This is a genomic window from Chryseobacterium pennae (assembly GCF_003385515.1).
Taxonomy (GTDB): domain Bacteria; phylum Bacteroidota; class Bacteroidia; order Flavobacteriales; family Weeksellaceae; genus Chryseobacterium; species Chryseobacterium pennae.
In genome coordinates this window covers 26,372-42,902 of sequence record NZ_QNVT01000001.1, presented here as the reverse complement: position 1 = coordinate 42,902, position 16,531 = coordinate 26,372, and the positions used below count along the sequence as shown (strand labels likewise).

Here is a 16,531-nt window from a genome sequence, read left to right as displayed (position 1 = left end):
TTCAGTAAAAATAATTTAACTGTTATGTTGAAAGCTGAGCTTAGAAAAAAATATATGCAAAAAAGAAAAGCCTTGTCTCATGATGAGGCTTTCCTGTTATCCGAAAATATTTTTCAGAATTTCATAGATTACTTTACTCCTCATGCAGGGCAGAAGGTTCATGTTTTCGTTCCGATTGAGAAGTTTAATGAGATTGATACCCAAATCTTCATCAATTATTTTTTAGGGCAGAATATCCGTGTTTATGTGCCTAAAATTGTAGAAGATAAACTGATTAATATTGAGATCTTCGGAAATACTGCATTTGAAACAAATGCATGGGGGATTTCAGAACCGGTTTCCAATGAAGATTCCGGAGAACATAATTTTCATTATGTAATCACTCCGCTTTTATATTGTGATCGAAGAGGAAATAGAGTAGGGTACGGTAAAGGATTTTATGACACTCTTTTCCAAAATATATCTTCAGAGACAAAAAAAATCGGAGTCAATTATTTTGACCCCGATGATTCTATTGATGATGTCTGGGAAAATGATATCCCCCTGGACTATTTAGTTACTCCAACAGAAGTGCTGTCTTTTGTAAGTGGTTTGGAATAAAAATCTAAAAAGTAAAACTTAAATTCCTTTTTCAGTTTGGATGTGGATAGTAATATATACTGGGCATTCTTCTCAAAGCTTCCTAAAGACTTATTTTTCTCATCAAAATATTCTACATTGAATTTGGCATAGTCTAAAGTGTCTTTTTTATAGTATTCCTTGTAAACGTTCAGTGAATTTACCTTTGCTGCTTTCACCTTCATGCTATCTAATTCTTTAAACATTCTTTTGAAGGTTAAAGAATCAGGTTTATGGAAGTAACTTTCTATCTGTGAATAAATAAAACTGTCTACTTCAGTATTTCTGTTACCACTGGCATAAAGAGTAGAAAGATCAAGAAGTTCCTGAACTTTTTGCTTGGTAATAGAATTAATAGCCTGCATACTATCCATTTGTACAGCCGGATAACTTTTTGTGTTGTTACTGTTTCTTAGTTTATCCAGGTCACTGGCTTCTGTTTTTTTAGTACAGGTAACAAATAAAGTCAGAAGTATAATGAGGGGTAAAAAATTATTTATTCTTTTCATCTGTAGTCGCAATTTTGAATTTAATGGATACGATCTTACCGTTATCTTTTTTCATTTCTATTACATTCAGGTTTTTCAGAGATGTAGTAGGGGTTGTAACGAGGGTGATATACTTTTGTTTGTCTATTTTTTCAATACCATAAGTGTTATTGTCATACACCTGGTAGATAATAGCATTATTGCTGATCAGGTTTTCCAGCTGATTTCTTTTCTGTTTAATAAGGGCTACCTGCTCTTCTGAATTTCCTGTAATATCTTTTCTGGAGAAATAATAAGCAGCCATTTTGTAATCGTCCGGTTTAAGCTCAATTTTTTCTTCTTCAGGGGCATTTTCAAGATTCCTGTTTACATCCAGTGGCTCATAGAACGCAGCACTGATCTTCATTTTCAGGTTTTTATCTTTGGTTGAATAAGAAAAACATTCACCAGGTTTGATTTTATACATCAAGGGCGATTCATTTTCCTTGATAACCATTATATCCAGTGTGTTAATAACAGAAACTCCTCTATCCTTATCAATAAAACAATAAGTATAAGTTTTTGAAAAAAGTACATCTTTAAAACCCAGTAATCCGGTTATGGTAATTAAAACGGAAGTAATAAGTGCCCAGGCGTTCTTTTTTAAGAAATTTTTCTTAGCTGGAGTTGTTGAAATTTCAACTTCACTGGTGGAAATTTGTTTTTTGTTAACTTCTTGGTTATCAGTATTTGAATTTTGTAAATCAGAGTTTTCAGGGGTCTTTGTTTCAACTTTTTTAGGTTGAATTTCAGTTTTTGGAATATCAGGAGCTGTAGAAACTGTTTCTTCCAAATCATTCATATCTTCTTCATCAGGATTTTCAGTTTCCTGAAGTAATTCTCCTGCAAAAAGATGCAGTTTCTTGAATTCATACCATGAGTCGTAACCCGCATAAATACTCAATAAATTGAGCATGTCTATTCTGGGTAATTTAGTGACTGGTGAAGTTTTGAAATAGGTGTAAAATGATTTTTCACTGATGTTACCTTTTGCTTTTTTGCGCAGGTCTTCCTGGAAATATATGATATCTATACCCTTCCACTTGGATATGTCATCCTGTGAAGGGGTGTATTCTTTTAAATATTGACCTTGGACATCCTTTTTTAGCTGTTCAAAGTGTAATAGATCTAAATCTGTCAATTTTTTTTTAAATAATTAAATTGTTGATTATCAGTTATGTTTTTTTGTAAAACTATTTTACAAAGGTATTACAATTATTTTTCATAAACAAACTTTCTAACTGCTATACCTTTGTCTTGTTCAAATAACAGAACAGAAGAAAATTTTATAAAACAATATTAACAAAATTAAATTTAATTTATTATGAAAAAGTCATTATTCGTAGCTGCTATCGCTGCAATCTCTCTAGTTGCTTGTAAAAAAACTGACGCTACAGCTACTGAAGGTACAACTGATTCTGCTGCTGCTACTGTAGCTGATTCTGCTGCTACTGTAACTGATTCTGCTGCTAAAGTTGTTGATTCTGCTGCAACTACTGCTGTAGAAGCTACTAAAGATGCTGCTGCTGCTACTACTGCTGCTGGAGCTGAAGTTGCTAAAGGTGCTGCTGACGCTGCTAAAGGTGCTGCTGATGCTGCTAAAGGAGCTGCTGATGCTGCTAAAGATGCTGCTAAGAAATAATTCTAGCTTAAGCTTAAAAATAAAAGAACCGTTTCACCCAGTGAAACGGTTTTTTTATGCTTTATCCTCAACTCTTTCCTAACCTGTCATTGCGAACCGAAGGTGAAACAATCTCTATTATAGGAATATTACAGTAATATTGATTTGTAAGACAATCGTCAAACTACACTTACTATTATTTATCCTTTCTTTTGCTTCAAAGATTCATAGCAGGTGATTGCAACTGCATTACTCAGGTTCAGTGAATCTATACTGCCAGACATAGGAATCAGGGTGTTCTTTCCTTTTCCAATCCAGAAATCACTTAACCCTGAATGTTCTGTCCCGAATAATACAGCGGAACGTTGTGTGAAATCTCTCTTATAAAGATCTTCAGAAGTTTCATCCATCAATGTTGTATAAATATTGAAGCTGTTTTTCTGAAGGAATTCTAGGGTTTCCGCATTTTCCGCCTGATAAACCTCCATTCCGAAAAGGCAGCCTACGCTGGATCTGATAACATTCGGGTTATAAAAATCGGTTTTTCCATCAGCAACAATAAGGGCATCAATACCAAAGGCTTCACAGCTTCTTAAAATAGCTCCCAAATTACCAGGTTTTTCTACTCCTTCAACAATGATAACAGTAGAATTTTCTTTTGGAATATAAGAAGAAAGAGGCGTTTCTTTTGCAGTATAAACCCCGATGATTCCTTCTGAACTGCCTCTGTAAGCTATCTTTTCATAGACTTTATCACTTACATAATGAATTTTCCCTTCAGGAAGCTTTTCCTTAAAGATATTTTCACAGATGAAAAATTCTACAGGCTCAAAATCATATTGTATGGCTCTGGCATTTTCCTGCTGCCCTTCTACAACAAAAACCTTTGATTTTTTACGGAACCTGTTGTCAGTAAGTAGCTTAGTGACATTTTTTATTTTTTCGTTTTGAAAGCTTTCTATCAACATTTCGCAAAATTATGCAAAATTTATGATTGTACTTCTTTGCTTTTTATAAAAAGGCTTTTCCAGGTGATCTGAAATGTACTTTTACTCTTCTTTTTATGGTAGACAACCATTCCTATTATTAAAAATATAGATAAAAATTTATACAGATTTCCGAATAGGTTTCCGGAAACATTTTCTGAAACATTGAATATCTCCCAATACAGGTTCATGAGAAAATGAAGAAATATAGCAACCCATAGATTAAAATTCTGTTCAAAATATACCCATGTGAAAAATACCGAACCCAGAAATGTAATAGCAAATATTTCAATAAGTTCTGTCATATTTTGACTCTGATATAAATGAATTTGTGCAAATAATAGTGATCCCAACAGAATTGATGACAGAAATCCCAGCCTGGTAAATCTATATAATGTACCAATGAGAAAGGCTCTGAATATTATTTCTTCGAAGAATGCAGATGATAGGGTATTGATGAATAATGATTCATAATTTACTGTATCGGTTATTGTAAAGTGTATTATGTAACCAATTAACATAGGTAAGGTTCCTAAAAAAGCTAAAGAAAATCCTTTAATAGCAGATCTGTCCAGTGAAAACAAATTAATGATAGGCTTTTTTGGAAATAAAATTTTCAGGGTAATCATTAACGGGATCAGAGTAATGATGTAGGCCAAAACATGGGCTATAGCTTTGCTGTGCGAAAGGTCTTTTATGAAATACTGAATACTTTTAAAGTAAAAAAGATCAAAGAAATAATAGATTACAAATCCCAGGATAAAGATAAAAATGAAGCGGATGTTTTTACTCATGTTAATTATTTTGAGCAAAAATGTGGCTTTCCGGAATGCAGATCAATTTATTGTGATGAGCATCAAGAAATAGTGACCAATGACAAACTTCTATTTTTTAAGCTTCTGTAATTGAGGAATAATAACTGATATAAAGCTTCTGTAATTGAGGAATACTAACTGATATAAAGCTTCTTGATACAGGAATATTAAAATCAATTTCAGGAAGAATCAATTTGTAGCCCTGAGCATTCCCCTTTAGACTTTTTACTTTTTCTAGATTAACAATATAAGAACGATGACATCTTTTGATTGTCTGGGTTTGTACCTGCATTAGAATACCGGAAAGACTTATTCTGAGTAACAGTTTTTTTACAGTATTGTTGTCCAAATAATATAGTGTACAATAGTTTTCCATAGACTGAATACATAAGAAATCATCTTCAGCAACTCTCAGCTCTGTAGTATTGATTGAAATTGTAAGAACAGCTTTTGTTGAATTTACCGGATTGCTTATGGAGTCAATATCTTCGGAGATATTCTCGCGGGAATTTTTTAAATAAATATATCTTGATAAAATATAAATGGAAGATGTAGGAATTCCAATGGCCATAGAATAAAGGAACATATAGCCATAATTTTCGAAACTAAGGGGTACGTGACTTATAAATAATGAATTATAAAAATAAGAAAAGACTGATCCCAGAAATAAAATGGCCAATATTTTTAATAGTTCTGATACAAGATTCCACTCATCGAACCGGGAGACGCAAAGACTTGAGATAAAAAATGCTGCTCCGAAAATAAGAGTATAAGGAAAAAGAATAAGGTATTTATAAGGATGATGAAAGTTTTCTGTACCAAAAGGTTGAAAGATAATCAGGAAAAGATAAACTACCACTCCTGCTGTAAGAGAGGAAAGCAGTATCTCCTTTACAGAGTGTGATTTAGGATATGAATAAGGCGTAAAAGAAAGCATGTCTTTAGTTTTTCAAAATTTCAGTTTATCAGTTATGTGGGATTTTGATCTTTATTTTTTTTAGAAGTAACGATAAGAATAATACAGCCTGACAATAAAGTAAAACAGCTTGCTATCCAAAGAAAATATCCCGGGCCATACCCTGTTATGGGGAATTGATGTCCCGCTTCATTCACCGTAATTTCACCAACGGATAGATAACAAAACGTAAGGCCAAAGGCAATAAGGCTAAGTGCTGCAGCTATTTTTACTTGTTTTAAGAGCAGGAAAAAAGCTCCGATAAAAAGCAAAGGATTAGCCATCCATGCTATTCCACCACCCTCCATTTCTGCCCAGCCTAAAAGAGCACAGGCCAACCCGCTCATTTCATGACCTTTTGCATACACTGCAGTGAAAGGAAGTGAAGCTATGTAGAGAGCAAGACATATTAATAAGATAAGATTTGATTTTTTCATGGTATTCCTGTTTTTATTCTATCAAATTACTGTTGTCAATAAGACTTTGAGGAAGGTCTTTTTTATTTTTAATTCCCAATGATTTCAATTTTTGAGTTTGGATCACGAGGTTGTCATTTCCTGTATATAGTTGTTTGTAAGCATCATTGTAAACATTCTTGGCAAGGTCAAGGTTTCGGCCTACTTTTTCAAGATTATCTACAAACCCTACAAATTTATCATATAATCTGGCTCCTCTATCAGCAATTTCAAGGGCATTTTTGTTCTGATATTCACGTTTCCAGAGATCTGCGATCAGTTTTAAAGAGGTGATCAGGTTACTTGGATTCAACAATAAAATTCTTCTGTCATAAGCATAGTTCCAAAGGTTTTGGTCAGCCTGCATCGCGGCAATATATGCGGGTTCACTAGGAATAAACATCATCACAAAATCCAAAGATTTTCCATAATCATCATAAGCTTTCTGGCTAAGCTGTGTAATATGGTTTTTGATGGAACCTAAATGCTGATTAAGTTTCATCAAATAGACATCCTGATCAGTTTCATCCACTAATTCTGTAAATGCAGTAAGAGAAACTTTAGAATCAATAATAACATTTCTTTCATCCGGATATTTTACAACAGCATCAGGACGCATTTTTTTACCGGAAAATTCTGAGAAGAGGGCTTTGTTGTCTTCATCACGAAGCTCATGTTCAAGGAAATATTCTCTTCCTTTTACCAACCCTGATTTTTCAAGGATACTTTCAAGTATCATTTCACCCCAATTTCCCTGGGTTTTACTTTCTCCTTTGAGGGCCCGGGTTAATTTTTTGGCATCCTCTGAGATCTGCTGGTTCAGTTCTGCAAGTTCTTTTACCTTTTCGGCCAGAGAGAAACGTTCTTTGTTTTCCTTTTCATAGGCTTCATTCACCCTGTTTTTTAAATCTGTAATTTTTTCCTGGAAAGGTTCAAGGATGTTTTTTAAGTTATTCTGATTTAAAGTGGTGAACTTCTCTGTTTTTTCTTCTAAAATCTTATTGGCCAGATTTTCAAACTGCAGTTTGGATTCTTCCTGTATTTTGGTGATCTCTTCTTTTTGGGTATTCAGGGATTTCTGGAGACTTTCGTTCTGGGCAGAAAGCTCAGCGTTTTTAGCAAAAAAATCCTGTTTTTCAGCAATAAGGGTTTCTATATGAAAATCCTGTTTTAAGGACATTTGTTTCTGCTCCTGAAATTGGCTGTTGAGTGAAGAATGCTGTGCAGAGAGCCTGGCAAATTCATTTTTAAGATCATTCAGAAGATCCTGCTGCTGTATATTGAGTTCCTTTTCTTTACTGAGGTTCTGATTCAGTTCCAGGACCTTTGTGTTTGAATTTTCAAGGTCAGATTTGTTTTTAATATGTGAAAAATTGAGTTCATCGTAAGAGGTTCTTGAAACCGTAGACGATTTCAAGGCAAAATATAAAATAATGGCTCCAAGGACTCCGCCAACAATACATCCAATGATTAAATAAGTCATCTCCATTCTTCAAAATTAGGAAAAAAGGCTGGAAGTTGATGCTGAATAATAAATTTCCGAAAGGAGTTTCAGTTCCTTATTAACCATTCCCCAATCTCTGGAGAAATCCCCGCATCCTTTGTTCTGACTTCCTTTCTTCAATCAGAATTCCTATATTTATGGGAAATTTCAGAAATATTATGAATATCTTATTGGTAGAAGACGATCAGAGAATTAGCAGCTTTCTGCTGAAAGGACTTTCGGAAGCCGGTTATAATATGACGCTTGCAGATTCAGGGGAAAAGGCCAGAGAAATTCTTCATACCTATGATTTTGATATTATATTAATGGATATTATGCTTCCGGGACTGGATGGAATGCAGCTCACACAAATCATAAGGTTTAAGGGAAATTATACTCCAATTTTAGTTTTAAGTGCATTGAACAGTCCGGATGATAAAATTAAAATGCTGGATCTGGGAGCTGATGATTATTTATCCAAACCATTTCATTTTGAAGAATTGATTTCAAGGATCAAAGCATTGACAAGAAGAAATAAGTTAAGCTATCAGAAAGAAGATCATTACCTGTCATGTGGTAATATTGTCATTGATACAGATCTTCACAAGGTAACCCAGAATGATAAGGAAATCGAATTTTCTCCTACAGAATACAAACTTTTTACTTTCCTTATGGAGAATAAAAACAAAGTGTTGAGTAGAACTCAGATTTTGCATAACGTCTGGGGGATCGATTTTGACAGTTCAACGAACGTAGTAGATGTTTACATTTCGTATGTCCGAAACAAGATTGATGAATCGGAACAGAAAATTATTCATACTGTCAAAGGAACGGGATATTTAATTAAAGATTAAAATGACACTCAGGAACAGGTTTACCCTTATTTCCAGCCTTTCATTCGGCATTGTTTCTATCATCACATCTGCGGTGATATTTTTTGCGTATTATGACAGTACGAAGATTTTTTATTTTGAAAAGCTTAGGAATACAGCCCTGATTTCTGCCATTTATTATCTTGAAAAAGATGAATTGCCCAAAGACAGACATGCCCAGATTAAACAGGAATATAAACATCTTATTCAGAATAATCAGGTAGCGGTTTATAACCAAAATAATGAGGTGACGTTCGGACAAAACCTGAATGATGAAAATATTAAGCCCATTCATTTACAGGCTGCAAGAAATAATAAAGGAACCCAGTTTATGTCTGGTAACCAGTTCTATTATGGTATTTTTTATCCGGATAATCAGGGAGACTTCGTTGTTTTTGTAAAATTTCCAAATGATTCATTTCAATCACAGATCTGGAGGCTTTCTATTATCATGCTTTCTGTATTGATTATTGGTCTGCTTGCTATTTATTTTTTAAGCTGGTATCTGTCAAAAGTTGTGTATAAACCTATTTCTAATGTGGTGGAACGTATTAATAAAGTAGATTATAATAATATTTCTACGGCTATTACCTCCACAAATACCAATGATGAGATTGAAGATCTGATTAAATCGTATAATAAATTATTAGGTCGTATTTCTGAAAATGTGCTGTTGCAGCAGAATTTTATCAACTATGTTTCTCATGAGTTTAAAACACCTTTAGCCGCTATTTCCGGAAACCTGGAAGTATTTGCTCAGAAAGACCGTACTCCGGAAGAGTATAAAAAAGTAGCCAAAGAATCTCTGGATAACGTGTATGAGATTGAAAATATTCTTAATAATCTTCTTCTGATGTCAGGGATGACCAAGTTGGAATCTTCCCACAAGCAGGTAAGAATAGATGAACTGATCTGGAAGATATATGCAAAACTGGAACCCCGGGCGAAAGAGAATCATTCTAATATTAAAATACAGCTTCAGGTGGCAAAGCCTGCTTTACTGGAATTTCCGGGAAATGAAACCCTTCTTTATCTGGCTTTATATAATATTGTGGAAAATGCAATTAAGTATTCTTATAGCCATCCTGTAGAGATTATCTTATCAGAAAAGAATAATCAACTGAATATTGAGGTGAAAGATCAGGGAAAAGGAATTCCTGCGGATGATCTGGCTAAGATTACAGAAACGTTCTACAGAGGAAAGAATGTGGAGGGAGTTAAAGGAAGTGGTATTGGGTTGTCATTATCAAGAAGTATTTTTGACCACCATCATATTATAATGAATATTGATTCTACAGTAGATGTGGGTACAACTGTCCTGCTTGTATTTCCTGCTAATTTCTAGAATTGTAAGACTCTTTTTTAGGTTTTGGCTAAAGCCAATCGAATCCTTATTTATATGTAAACGGACTTTGGTCCGTTTCTGTTGATCTTAATCTTATGTAGGTTTTCCAGATGTTTTAGGATTTTAAAATAGATGATTTTCAAAAGCTTATGTATACTTTTTATGCAATATGTTTTATCTTAAATCACTGAAGTGTTTAAATCTTTTGCAACTTTTGTGGCCAGCTATTTTCTTAAAAAGCTAATTAAATTCTATTTCCCACAGATCTCACGAATATTTGTATTTAAAATCTACTTAATCTGCATGATCTGCGAGAGATTTAAAATAAATCCCAACCTATTCTAATCAAACTCTAATGTTGGCCTAATTGAATTTTAATTTCATTCGAAATTGGCTCTAATATTAGGAGAATAGCTTTGTGGTCTTAAAATAAGAGACCTTGAAGAAGATTTTTTTTACCCTTTTTTATATTCATTGTTTCAGTTTCTTTTCAGCACAGATGTCAGATACCCTGAAGATCAGCAGAAAGGAGGCTGAAACAATCTTTCTTGCCAATAACCTTGATCTTATTGCTCAGAAACTGGAAATATCTCAGGCAGAAGCCAGAGCGCTCCAGGCGAAATACTGGCCAAATCCTAAATTAAGCATCAGTGAAGTGAATCTCTGGCGGACTTATGATATTGAAGAGCAGCCAGCCCTAATTGGAAACTGGGGAAAGAATAGCCAGATCTCAGCAGAAATAGAACAGGTGATTCAGACCGCAGGGAAGCGAAGAAAAAATATTGAACTTCAAAAAATAGAAGTGGAAGGCGAAAAGTATGAACTGCAGGAAGTCTTGCGTGAACTGAAAAAGACCTTAAGGAATTCGATTACTGAAATTCAGTACAATCAGGAGCAACAAAAAATGTATCAGGGGCAAATAGCTTCTATCGAAAAATTAACAAAATCCTACAACAATCAGTTAACTCTGGGGAATATCAGTAAGGCAGAATATATCCGTCTGAAGGCTCAGGAAATTGAATTCAAGAAAAAACTTGTTTCATTGAAGCAGGAAATTGAAGAACAGCAGGCGGAGCTAAAATCCCTACTGATGATTCCATCCAGTTCTTATCTGGTGATTTCAGATTCATTCGCAATGCCGGAAAAGCAACTTTCAGAAATCGAGTTAACACAATGGCTTGAAAAAGCAAAGGAAAATCGTCCTGATATCCTGATCTCCAAGAATAAGGAGAAACATGCTGCTAAAAGTCTTGAGATTCAGAATGCCATGAAAACTCCAGATGTAGCCGTTTCAATAGGATATGACCGTGGTGGAAATATTATGAAAGACTTTATTGGGCTGGGAGTTTCAGTTGACCTTCCCATCTTCGACAGAAATAAAGGAAATATCCAGGAAGCCAGACTGGAAATTGAAAAAAGTAAAAATGAGACCCGTAAAAATCTGCTGAAGTCGGAGAATGAAATAGTCTCTGTTTTCAGAAACTATATCCGTACCCAACAAGTTTCTGAAGAGATTGATGACACTTACGAATCTACGCTGGATGGTTTATTGGTAAGCCATGAAAAGAACTTCAGACTGAGAAACATCAGTATGCTGGAGTATATGGATTTTCTGGATACCTATATCGGCAATAAAATGATTATTCTGGATACTAAAAAAGAGCTTAACCAATATTATGAAAACCTGCAATATGTTGTAGGACAGGATTTGTAAGTGCCCATTAAGAATGACCTTAAAAAATATGAACATCTACTTATGAGAATGAATACTACTAAATATATCGCGATAATTTATCTGTCTGGTCTGGTTGTGCTTACAGGTTGTAAAGACCAGAAGCAGACTGATGAAGTGGAAAAGAATTATTGTATCAGCAAAGAACTTAAAAAAGATATTAAACTGGCTAAAGCTGAAATGCTTCCGATTGAAGAAAGTATTACCCTTACCGGAGAAGTGGAAAGCAATTCCGATAAAACAGTTCCCTTTGTAAGCCTTGTAGACGGAATAGTTACCGATACTTATTTTTCTCTTGGAGATTATGTAAAAAAAGGACAGGCTCTGGCCAGTGTAAAAAGTACGGCTGTCAATGAAATGCAGGATGATACCCAAACATTACAGGCTCAGCTTGCCGTAGCTAAAAGAAAATTATCCTCTGTAGAAGCGATGTATAAAGATGATATTGCTTCTCAGAAAGATCTTCAGGAAGCAAGAGCAGAGGTTACGATTCTTCAATCTAATATTTCAAAAACTCAAAAGAATATGCAGCTGTATTCTGCAGGTGGAAGTACCATTCAGATTAAAGCACCTGCAGACGGATATGTGATTTCCAAGAATATTTCGAAAGGAATGCCTGTAACTGCCGGTGGTGACCAGCTTTTTACCATTTCCAATCTGGATAAGGTTTGGGTAATGGCGAATGTGTATGCAACCAATATGAGGCATGTATACGTAGATCAGCCTGTAGTTGTAAAAACGTTGGCCTATCCGGATGATAGCTTTTCAGGAAAGATCAACAATATTTCCCAGGTTTTTAATGAAAATGAAAGAGTGCTGAAAGCTAAGATCATTATGGATAATAACGGAATGAAACTAAGGCCCGGAATGTCTGCAGATGTTGTACTGCCTGTAAATTCACAAAATAAATCAGCCTTGGCGATTCCTGCAAAGGCGTTGGTCTTTGACAATAATCAGAGTTATGTAGTAGTGTACAAAAAAGACTGTGAACTTGAAATAAGACCTGTAACAGAGATCGCTTCAAACAGTCAATATATATATGTAGAAGGAAATCTGAAGCAAGGTGAAAATGTAATAGCTTCCAATGGATTGTTGATTTATGAGAACCTGAAAAACCAATTAAATAATTCTAAGAAGTAATGCGAAAATTTGTACAGAACATAGTTTCCTTCTCTTTGAAAAATTCACTGATTGTTCTTTTAGGAACTTTCATGTTGTTGCTTGGAGGAATCTATTCCTATATACACACTCCTATTGAGGCATTTCCGGATGTTACCAATACCAGAGTGAGGGTAATTACCCAATGGCCGGGAAGAAGTGCTGAGGAAATAGAAAAGTTTGTCACACTGCCAATCTCAAAAGAGATGAATGCCATTCCGAATAAAACTTCGGTACGGTCTATTTCTTTATTCGGGTTATCGGTAGTTACGGTGATTTTTGATGATCATGTCAACGACTTTTATGCACAGCAATATGCCTCCAATAAATTAGGAAATGTAAATCTCCCTTCAGGGGCAGAATACAGTATTGAGCCTCCATCAGGAGCTACCGGTGAAATATACCGATATATTATTAAAAGTAGATTACCAATAAAAGAAGTAACCGCTATCCAGGATTGGGTGGTTGAAAGAGAGCTGCTGGCTGTTCCCGGAGTGGCTGATGTGGTAAGCTTTGGAGGTGAAGAAAAAACATATGAAATAAAAATTAATCCTACAGAATTACACAATTATGACCTTTCCCCCCTGGATGTGTATGAAGCAGTTTCGAAGAGTAATATCAATGTAGGTGGAGATGTTGTAGCAAAAGGAGATCAGGCTTATGTGGTGCGGGGGATTGGTCTTTTAGAGAAGAAGGAGGATATTGAAAATATTCAGATTGAAGTAAAAGGTTCTACCCCTATTCTGGTAAAACACGTTGCAGAAGTAAAAGTGTCGGCAAAACCAAGATTGGGACAGGTAGGATACAACAAAGAGAATGATGTAGTAGAAGGAATTGTTATTATGCTTCGTGGAGAAAATCCAAGTGAAGTAATTGCAAGGCTTAAGGATAGAATAGAACAGTTAAATGGCGGTGAATTACCGGGAGATGTTCAGATTGTTCCGATCATTGACCGTACAGAATTAGTCAATACAACCGTTCATACGGTTTCCAAAAACCTGATTGAAGGAGTTATTCTGGTTTCCATTATTGTATTCATCTTCCTTTATAACTGGCGGACAACATTTATTGTGGCCTCAGTCATTCCGCTGGCTTTTCTTTTTGCCATTATTATGCTGAAAATTCAGGGACTTCCGGCCAACCTGATTTCTATGGGTGCTTTGGACTTTGGGCTATTACTGGAAGGGACACTCGTCATCGTTGAACATGTATTTGTTGCCCTTGAATTGAAAGCCAAGAAGATTGGATTAAAGAGATTTAATAAAATTTCCAAACTGGGAATCATCAAGAAAAGTGCAGGAAGTGTGGCAAGCTATATTTTCTTTGCATTATTAATCCTGATTGTAGCCTTGATGCCGATCTTCTCTTTCCAGAAAGTGGAAGGAAAAATGTTCTCTCCTTTGGCATTTACACTGGGGTATGCTCTGTTGGGGTCATTGATTCTGAGTTTAACCTATGTTCCGGCAATGTGTAAGCTTTTATTAACCAAAAATATTGAAGAAAAAGAAAACTTTATTTCAAGATTCTTCAGGGTGAATATTTATAGAATTTATGAATTTAGTATTCGTCATAAAAAAGCATTTATGGTCGGTTTTGTTGCTTTACTTACGCTTTGTGGATGGAGGTTTTCAAACTACGGTTCAGAATTTTTACCTAAGTTGAATGAAGGAGCCATTTATGTACGTGCCACACTTCCGAACAGTGTGAATCTGGATGAATCTGTACGTCTGACCAAAGAAATGAAAGAGATTCTCATGAAGTATGATGAAGTGAAATTTGTAATGACCCAAACGGGCCGTCCGAATGACGGAACAGACCCTACAGGATTCTTTAATATCGAATTTAATATCCAGCTGAAGCCTGAAAATGAATGGAAGAAAAAGATATCAAAGGATAAACTTCTGGATGAAATGAGGACTTCCCTTGAAAGATATCCGGGAATCAATTTTGGATTCAGCCAGCCTATTCAGGATAATGTGGAAGAATATGTAGCAGGAGTAAAAGCACCATTGGTGATTAAGATATTCGGGAATGATCTGTTCGAACTTGAAAATTATGCCAATCAGGTAGCCAATTCCATCAGAACAGTTCCGGGAATTTCAGATGTGAATGTCTTTAAAAATATAGGACTTCCGGAACTCAGAATACAGCTTCACGATTCTAAAATGGCAAAATACGGAGTTTCCACAGCAGATGCTCAGGCTGTAATTGAAATGACCATCGGTGGGCAGGCAGCGACCAAGTTCTATGAAGAAGAAAGAATGTTTGATGTAATGCTGAGATTTGAAAAAGATTATCGTGACACTCCTGAAAAAATGGAAAATATTCTGATTCCGACCCAGGATAATAAGAAAGTGCCATTGAAAGAAATTGCAACTATTGATTATCATACCGGGCCCTCATTTATTTACCGTGAAGGAAACAGCAGATACATTGGAGTAGGATTCAATATTGAAGGGCGCGATTTGGGAAGTACCATTAAGGAAGCGAAAGAAAAAGTAGATAAAGATGTAAAACTTCCGAAAAGCCATAAAATGACATGGGCCGGTGAATTTGAAAGCAAAGAAAGAGCTGCTAAGCAATTGACAATGGTAGTTCCTATTTCATTGGTACTTATTCTGATGTTGCTGTATTTTAATTTCGGAAATGTAAAAGATACGCTGATCTCTTCCATTACATTGGCCTTTGCATTCATTGGCGGATTTTTATCCCTGTGGTTTACGGGAACCATCTTTGGAATCTCGGCCGGGATCGGGTTTATTATTCTTTTTGGAGTAGCTACTATTGACGGCATTGTTCTGATTGGAGTAATGAAAGAGAATCTGCAGAACAGAATGTCTCTCAAAGAATCCATTTCAGAAGGAGTGAAAAGCAGAATACGTCCGGTAGTGATGATTGCTCTGATGGGATCTATGGGACTTCTTCCGGCAGCCATGTCTAACGGAATGGGTTCCGAAATTCAAAAACCTTTAGCCATTATGATTGTAGGCGGATTAATTATCTGTATGCTGCTTTCATTTACCATATTACCTATTGTGTTCCACTATGCTTATCGTAAAAAGCATAAGGAAGCAATGTAGTTTCTTTTTTATTTGTTCATTATTTGGCCGGGATCCGTGAGGAAGATCCCGGCCTTTTTATTTTGAGCTTAAGCGGTTTTCGTAGATTCCAGAATTTCAATATTCTTTACTACATCATTACTTTCACATTTTTTCAGTTCTTGGAGTAGGGCAGGAGTGAGGATCTTAGGATTTAAGATTTGGGTGGCAACTTTTGCCGCGGCATAATCTACAATGCTGATGACTGATTCCTTTAAGAAATTAGGGGTGTTTGAAGAAATAACAGCGGTGGCCCATGATGTATCTCTGGCTCTGGATATTGCAAAATCCAGAACGGCATTATCTTTTCCATTAGAAAGTTGATCAATAAGCTGTACCGGGTAGCATATTATGTTGAGAGCATCCTGAACTTTCTGATTAATGGAGGCAATAACGGTATTGATATTCTCAAAATCCTTTTTTAAGGGATTGATTTTCCGGTAGGGCATAATAGAAGCTGCAGAAATTCCCAGATCCAGATTGATATGGGCATTCATTCCCAAAAAAATATGCTGTAGTATCAGAAGATCTTTATTTTTGGTGGCTTCAAAAGCTATATACCAGGCATTGGTACATTTTTTAGCATTGCTGTAGTTTTTCCATGCTTCAAGATAGCGCTGAGCAAAAGCTAAATCAAGTAGTGTCATTCTGGGATTGTCCTCAAATTTCTTTTGTTGAATCCCTTTTAGAACCTGTGCTGTCATGATACGGTAAGTACAGGCGAAATATCCCGCAGGACTTTTATTTTCCTTACACCAGATGATAATTTCATCAAGTTTTTTCAGGACTTCCTCAATGGTTTTCATGATAGGTTTGTTTATTTAAAGATAATAAAAACCTGTGATCAGTGATGTATGGCTTTGGAA

Annotated in this window: 15 protein-coding genes; 7 read left to right on the top strand and 8 right to left on the bottom strand. The window is 35.4% G+C overall.

Annotated elements, in window-relative coordinates:
* Nucleotides 1–54: 54 nt before the first annotated feature.
* Nucleotides 55–600, top strand: coding sequence for a 5-formyltetrahydrofolate cyclo-ligase (locus DRF65_RS00180; protein WP_262511430.1), 546 nt, complete (start codon nt 55–57; stop codon nt 598–600).
* On the opposite strand, the gene DRF65_RS00175 is transcribed toward DRF65_RS00180, so the two are convergent.
* Together DRF65_RS00175 and DRF65_RS00170 are read right to left on the bottom strand one after the other, a co-directional pair.
* Nucleotides 549–1,127, bottom strand: a complete 579-nt coding sequence (locus DRF65_RS00175; protein WP_115967878.1) for a hypothetical protein — start codon at nt 1,125–1,127, stop codon at nt 549–551. The genes DRF65_RS00180 and DRF65_RS00175 overlap by 52 nt on opposite strands.
* Nucleotides 1,111–2,286 (bottom strand): hypothetical protein, encoded by a 1,176-nt coding sequence (locus DRF65_RS00170; RefSeq protein ID WP_115967876.1) that lies wholly within the window; start codon nt 2,284–2,286, stop codon nt 1,111–1,113. Before DRF65_RS00170 ends, DRF65_RS00175 begins: the two co-directional genes overlap by 17 nt.
* Nucleotides 2,287–2,469: 183 nt before the next feature.
* Here DRF65_RS00170 and DRF65_RS00165 point away from each other — a divergent pair, with 183 nt between their 5' ends.
* Entirely contained in the window at nt 2,470–2,787 is a 318-nt protein-coding gene (locus DRF65_RS00165; protein ID WP_115967874.1) for a hypothetical protein, read from the top strand.
* Between the two features lie 179 nt (nt 2,788–2,966).
* On the opposite strand, the gene DRF65_RS00160 is transcribed toward DRF65_RS00165, so the two are convergent.
* From DRF65_RS00160 to rmuC, 5 genes are all read right to left on the bottom strand, one after another.
* Complete coding sequence (locus DRF65_RS00160; protein WP_115967872.1) at nt 2,967–3,734, bottom strand: TrmH family RNA methyltransferase; 768 nt, start codon at nt 3,732–3,734, stop codon at nt 2,967–2,969.
* Between the two features lie 20 nt (nt 3,735–3,754).
* Nucleotides 3,755–4,546 (bottom strand): CPBP family intramembrane glutamic endopeptidase, encoded by a 792-nt coding sequence (locus DRF65_RS00155; protein ID WP_115967870.1) that lies wholly within the window; start codon nt 4,544–4,546, stop codon nt 3,755–3,757.
* Nucleotides 4,547–4,643: 97 nt separating this feature from the next.
* The gene (locus tag DRF65_RS00150) at nt 4,644–5,504 is read right to left on the bottom strand and encodes a LytTR family DNA-binding domain-containing protein (RefSeq protein WP_115967868.1); all 861 of its coding nucleotides are present in this window, start codon (nt 5,502–5,504) and stop codon (nt 4,644–4,646) included.
* A gap of 32 nt (nt 5,505–5,536) precedes the next feature.
* A complete protein-coding gene (locus DRF65_RS00145; protein WP_115967866.1) occupies nt 5,537–5,959 on the bottom strand; it encodes a hypothetical protein in 423 nt (140 codons plus the stop codon).
* Between the two features lie 13 nt (nt 5,960–5,972).
* Nucleotides 5,973–7,460, bottom strand: coding sequence for a DNA recombination protein RmuC (gene rmuC / locus DRF65_RS00140; protein ID WP_115968618.1), 1,488 nt, complete (start codon nt 7,458–7,460; stop codon nt 5,973–5,975).
* Between the two features lie 179 nt (nt 7,461–7,639).
* Here rmuC and DRF65_RS00135 point away from each other — a divergent pair, with 179 nt between their 5' ends.
* From DRF65_RS00135 to DRF65_RS00115, 5 genes are all read left to right on the top strand, one after another.
* The gene (locus DRF65_RS00135; protein ID WP_115968617.1) at nt 7,640–8,314 is read left to right on the top strand and encodes a response regulator transcription factor; all 675 of its coding nucleotides are present in this window, start codon (nt 7,640–7,642) and stop codon (nt 8,312–8,314) included.
* A gap of 1 nt (nt 8,315) precedes the next feature.
* The gene (locus tag DRF65_RS00130) at nt 8,316–9,677 is read left to right on the top strand and encodes a HAMP domain-containing sensor histidine kinase (protein ID WP_115967864.1); all 1,362 of its coding nucleotides are present in this window, start codon (nt 8,316–8,318) and stop codon (nt 9,675–9,677) included.
* Nucleotides 9,678–10,116: 439 nt separating this feature from the next.
* Nucleotides 10,117–11,391: a TolC family protein gene (locus DRF65_RS00125; RefSeq protein WP_115967862.1), complete on the top strand. Its 1,275-nt coding sequence runs from the start codon at nt 10,117–10,119 to the stop codon at nt 11,389–11,391.
* A 48-nt stretch (nt 11,392–11,439) separates the two neighbouring features.
* A complete protein-coding gene (locus DRF65_RS00120; RefSeq protein WP_228438418.1) occupies nt 11,440–12,549 on the top strand; it encodes an efflux RND transporter periplasmic adaptor subunit in 1,110 nt (369 codons plus the stop codon).
* Nucleotides 12,549–15,647 (top strand): efflux RND transporter permease subunit, encoded by a 3,099-nt coding sequence (locus DRF65_RS00115; RefSeq protein ID WP_115967860.1) that lies wholly within the window; start codon nt 12,549–12,551, stop codon nt 15,645–15,647. The genes DRF65_RS00120 and DRF65_RS00115 overlap by 1 nt, the downstream gene beginning before the upstream one ends.
* Nucleotides 15,648–15,715: 68 nt before the next feature.
* Here DRF65_RS00115 and DRF65_RS00110 read toward each other — a convergent pair whose 3' ends face one another.
* The gene (locus tag DRF65_RS00110) at nt 15,716–16,471 is read right to left on the bottom strand and encodes a DUF5995 family protein (protein ID WP_115967858.1); all 756 of its coding nucleotides are present in this window, start codon (nt 16,469–16,471) and stop codon (nt 15,716–15,718) included.
* Between the last annotated feature and the right edge of the window lie 60 nt (nt 16,472–16,531).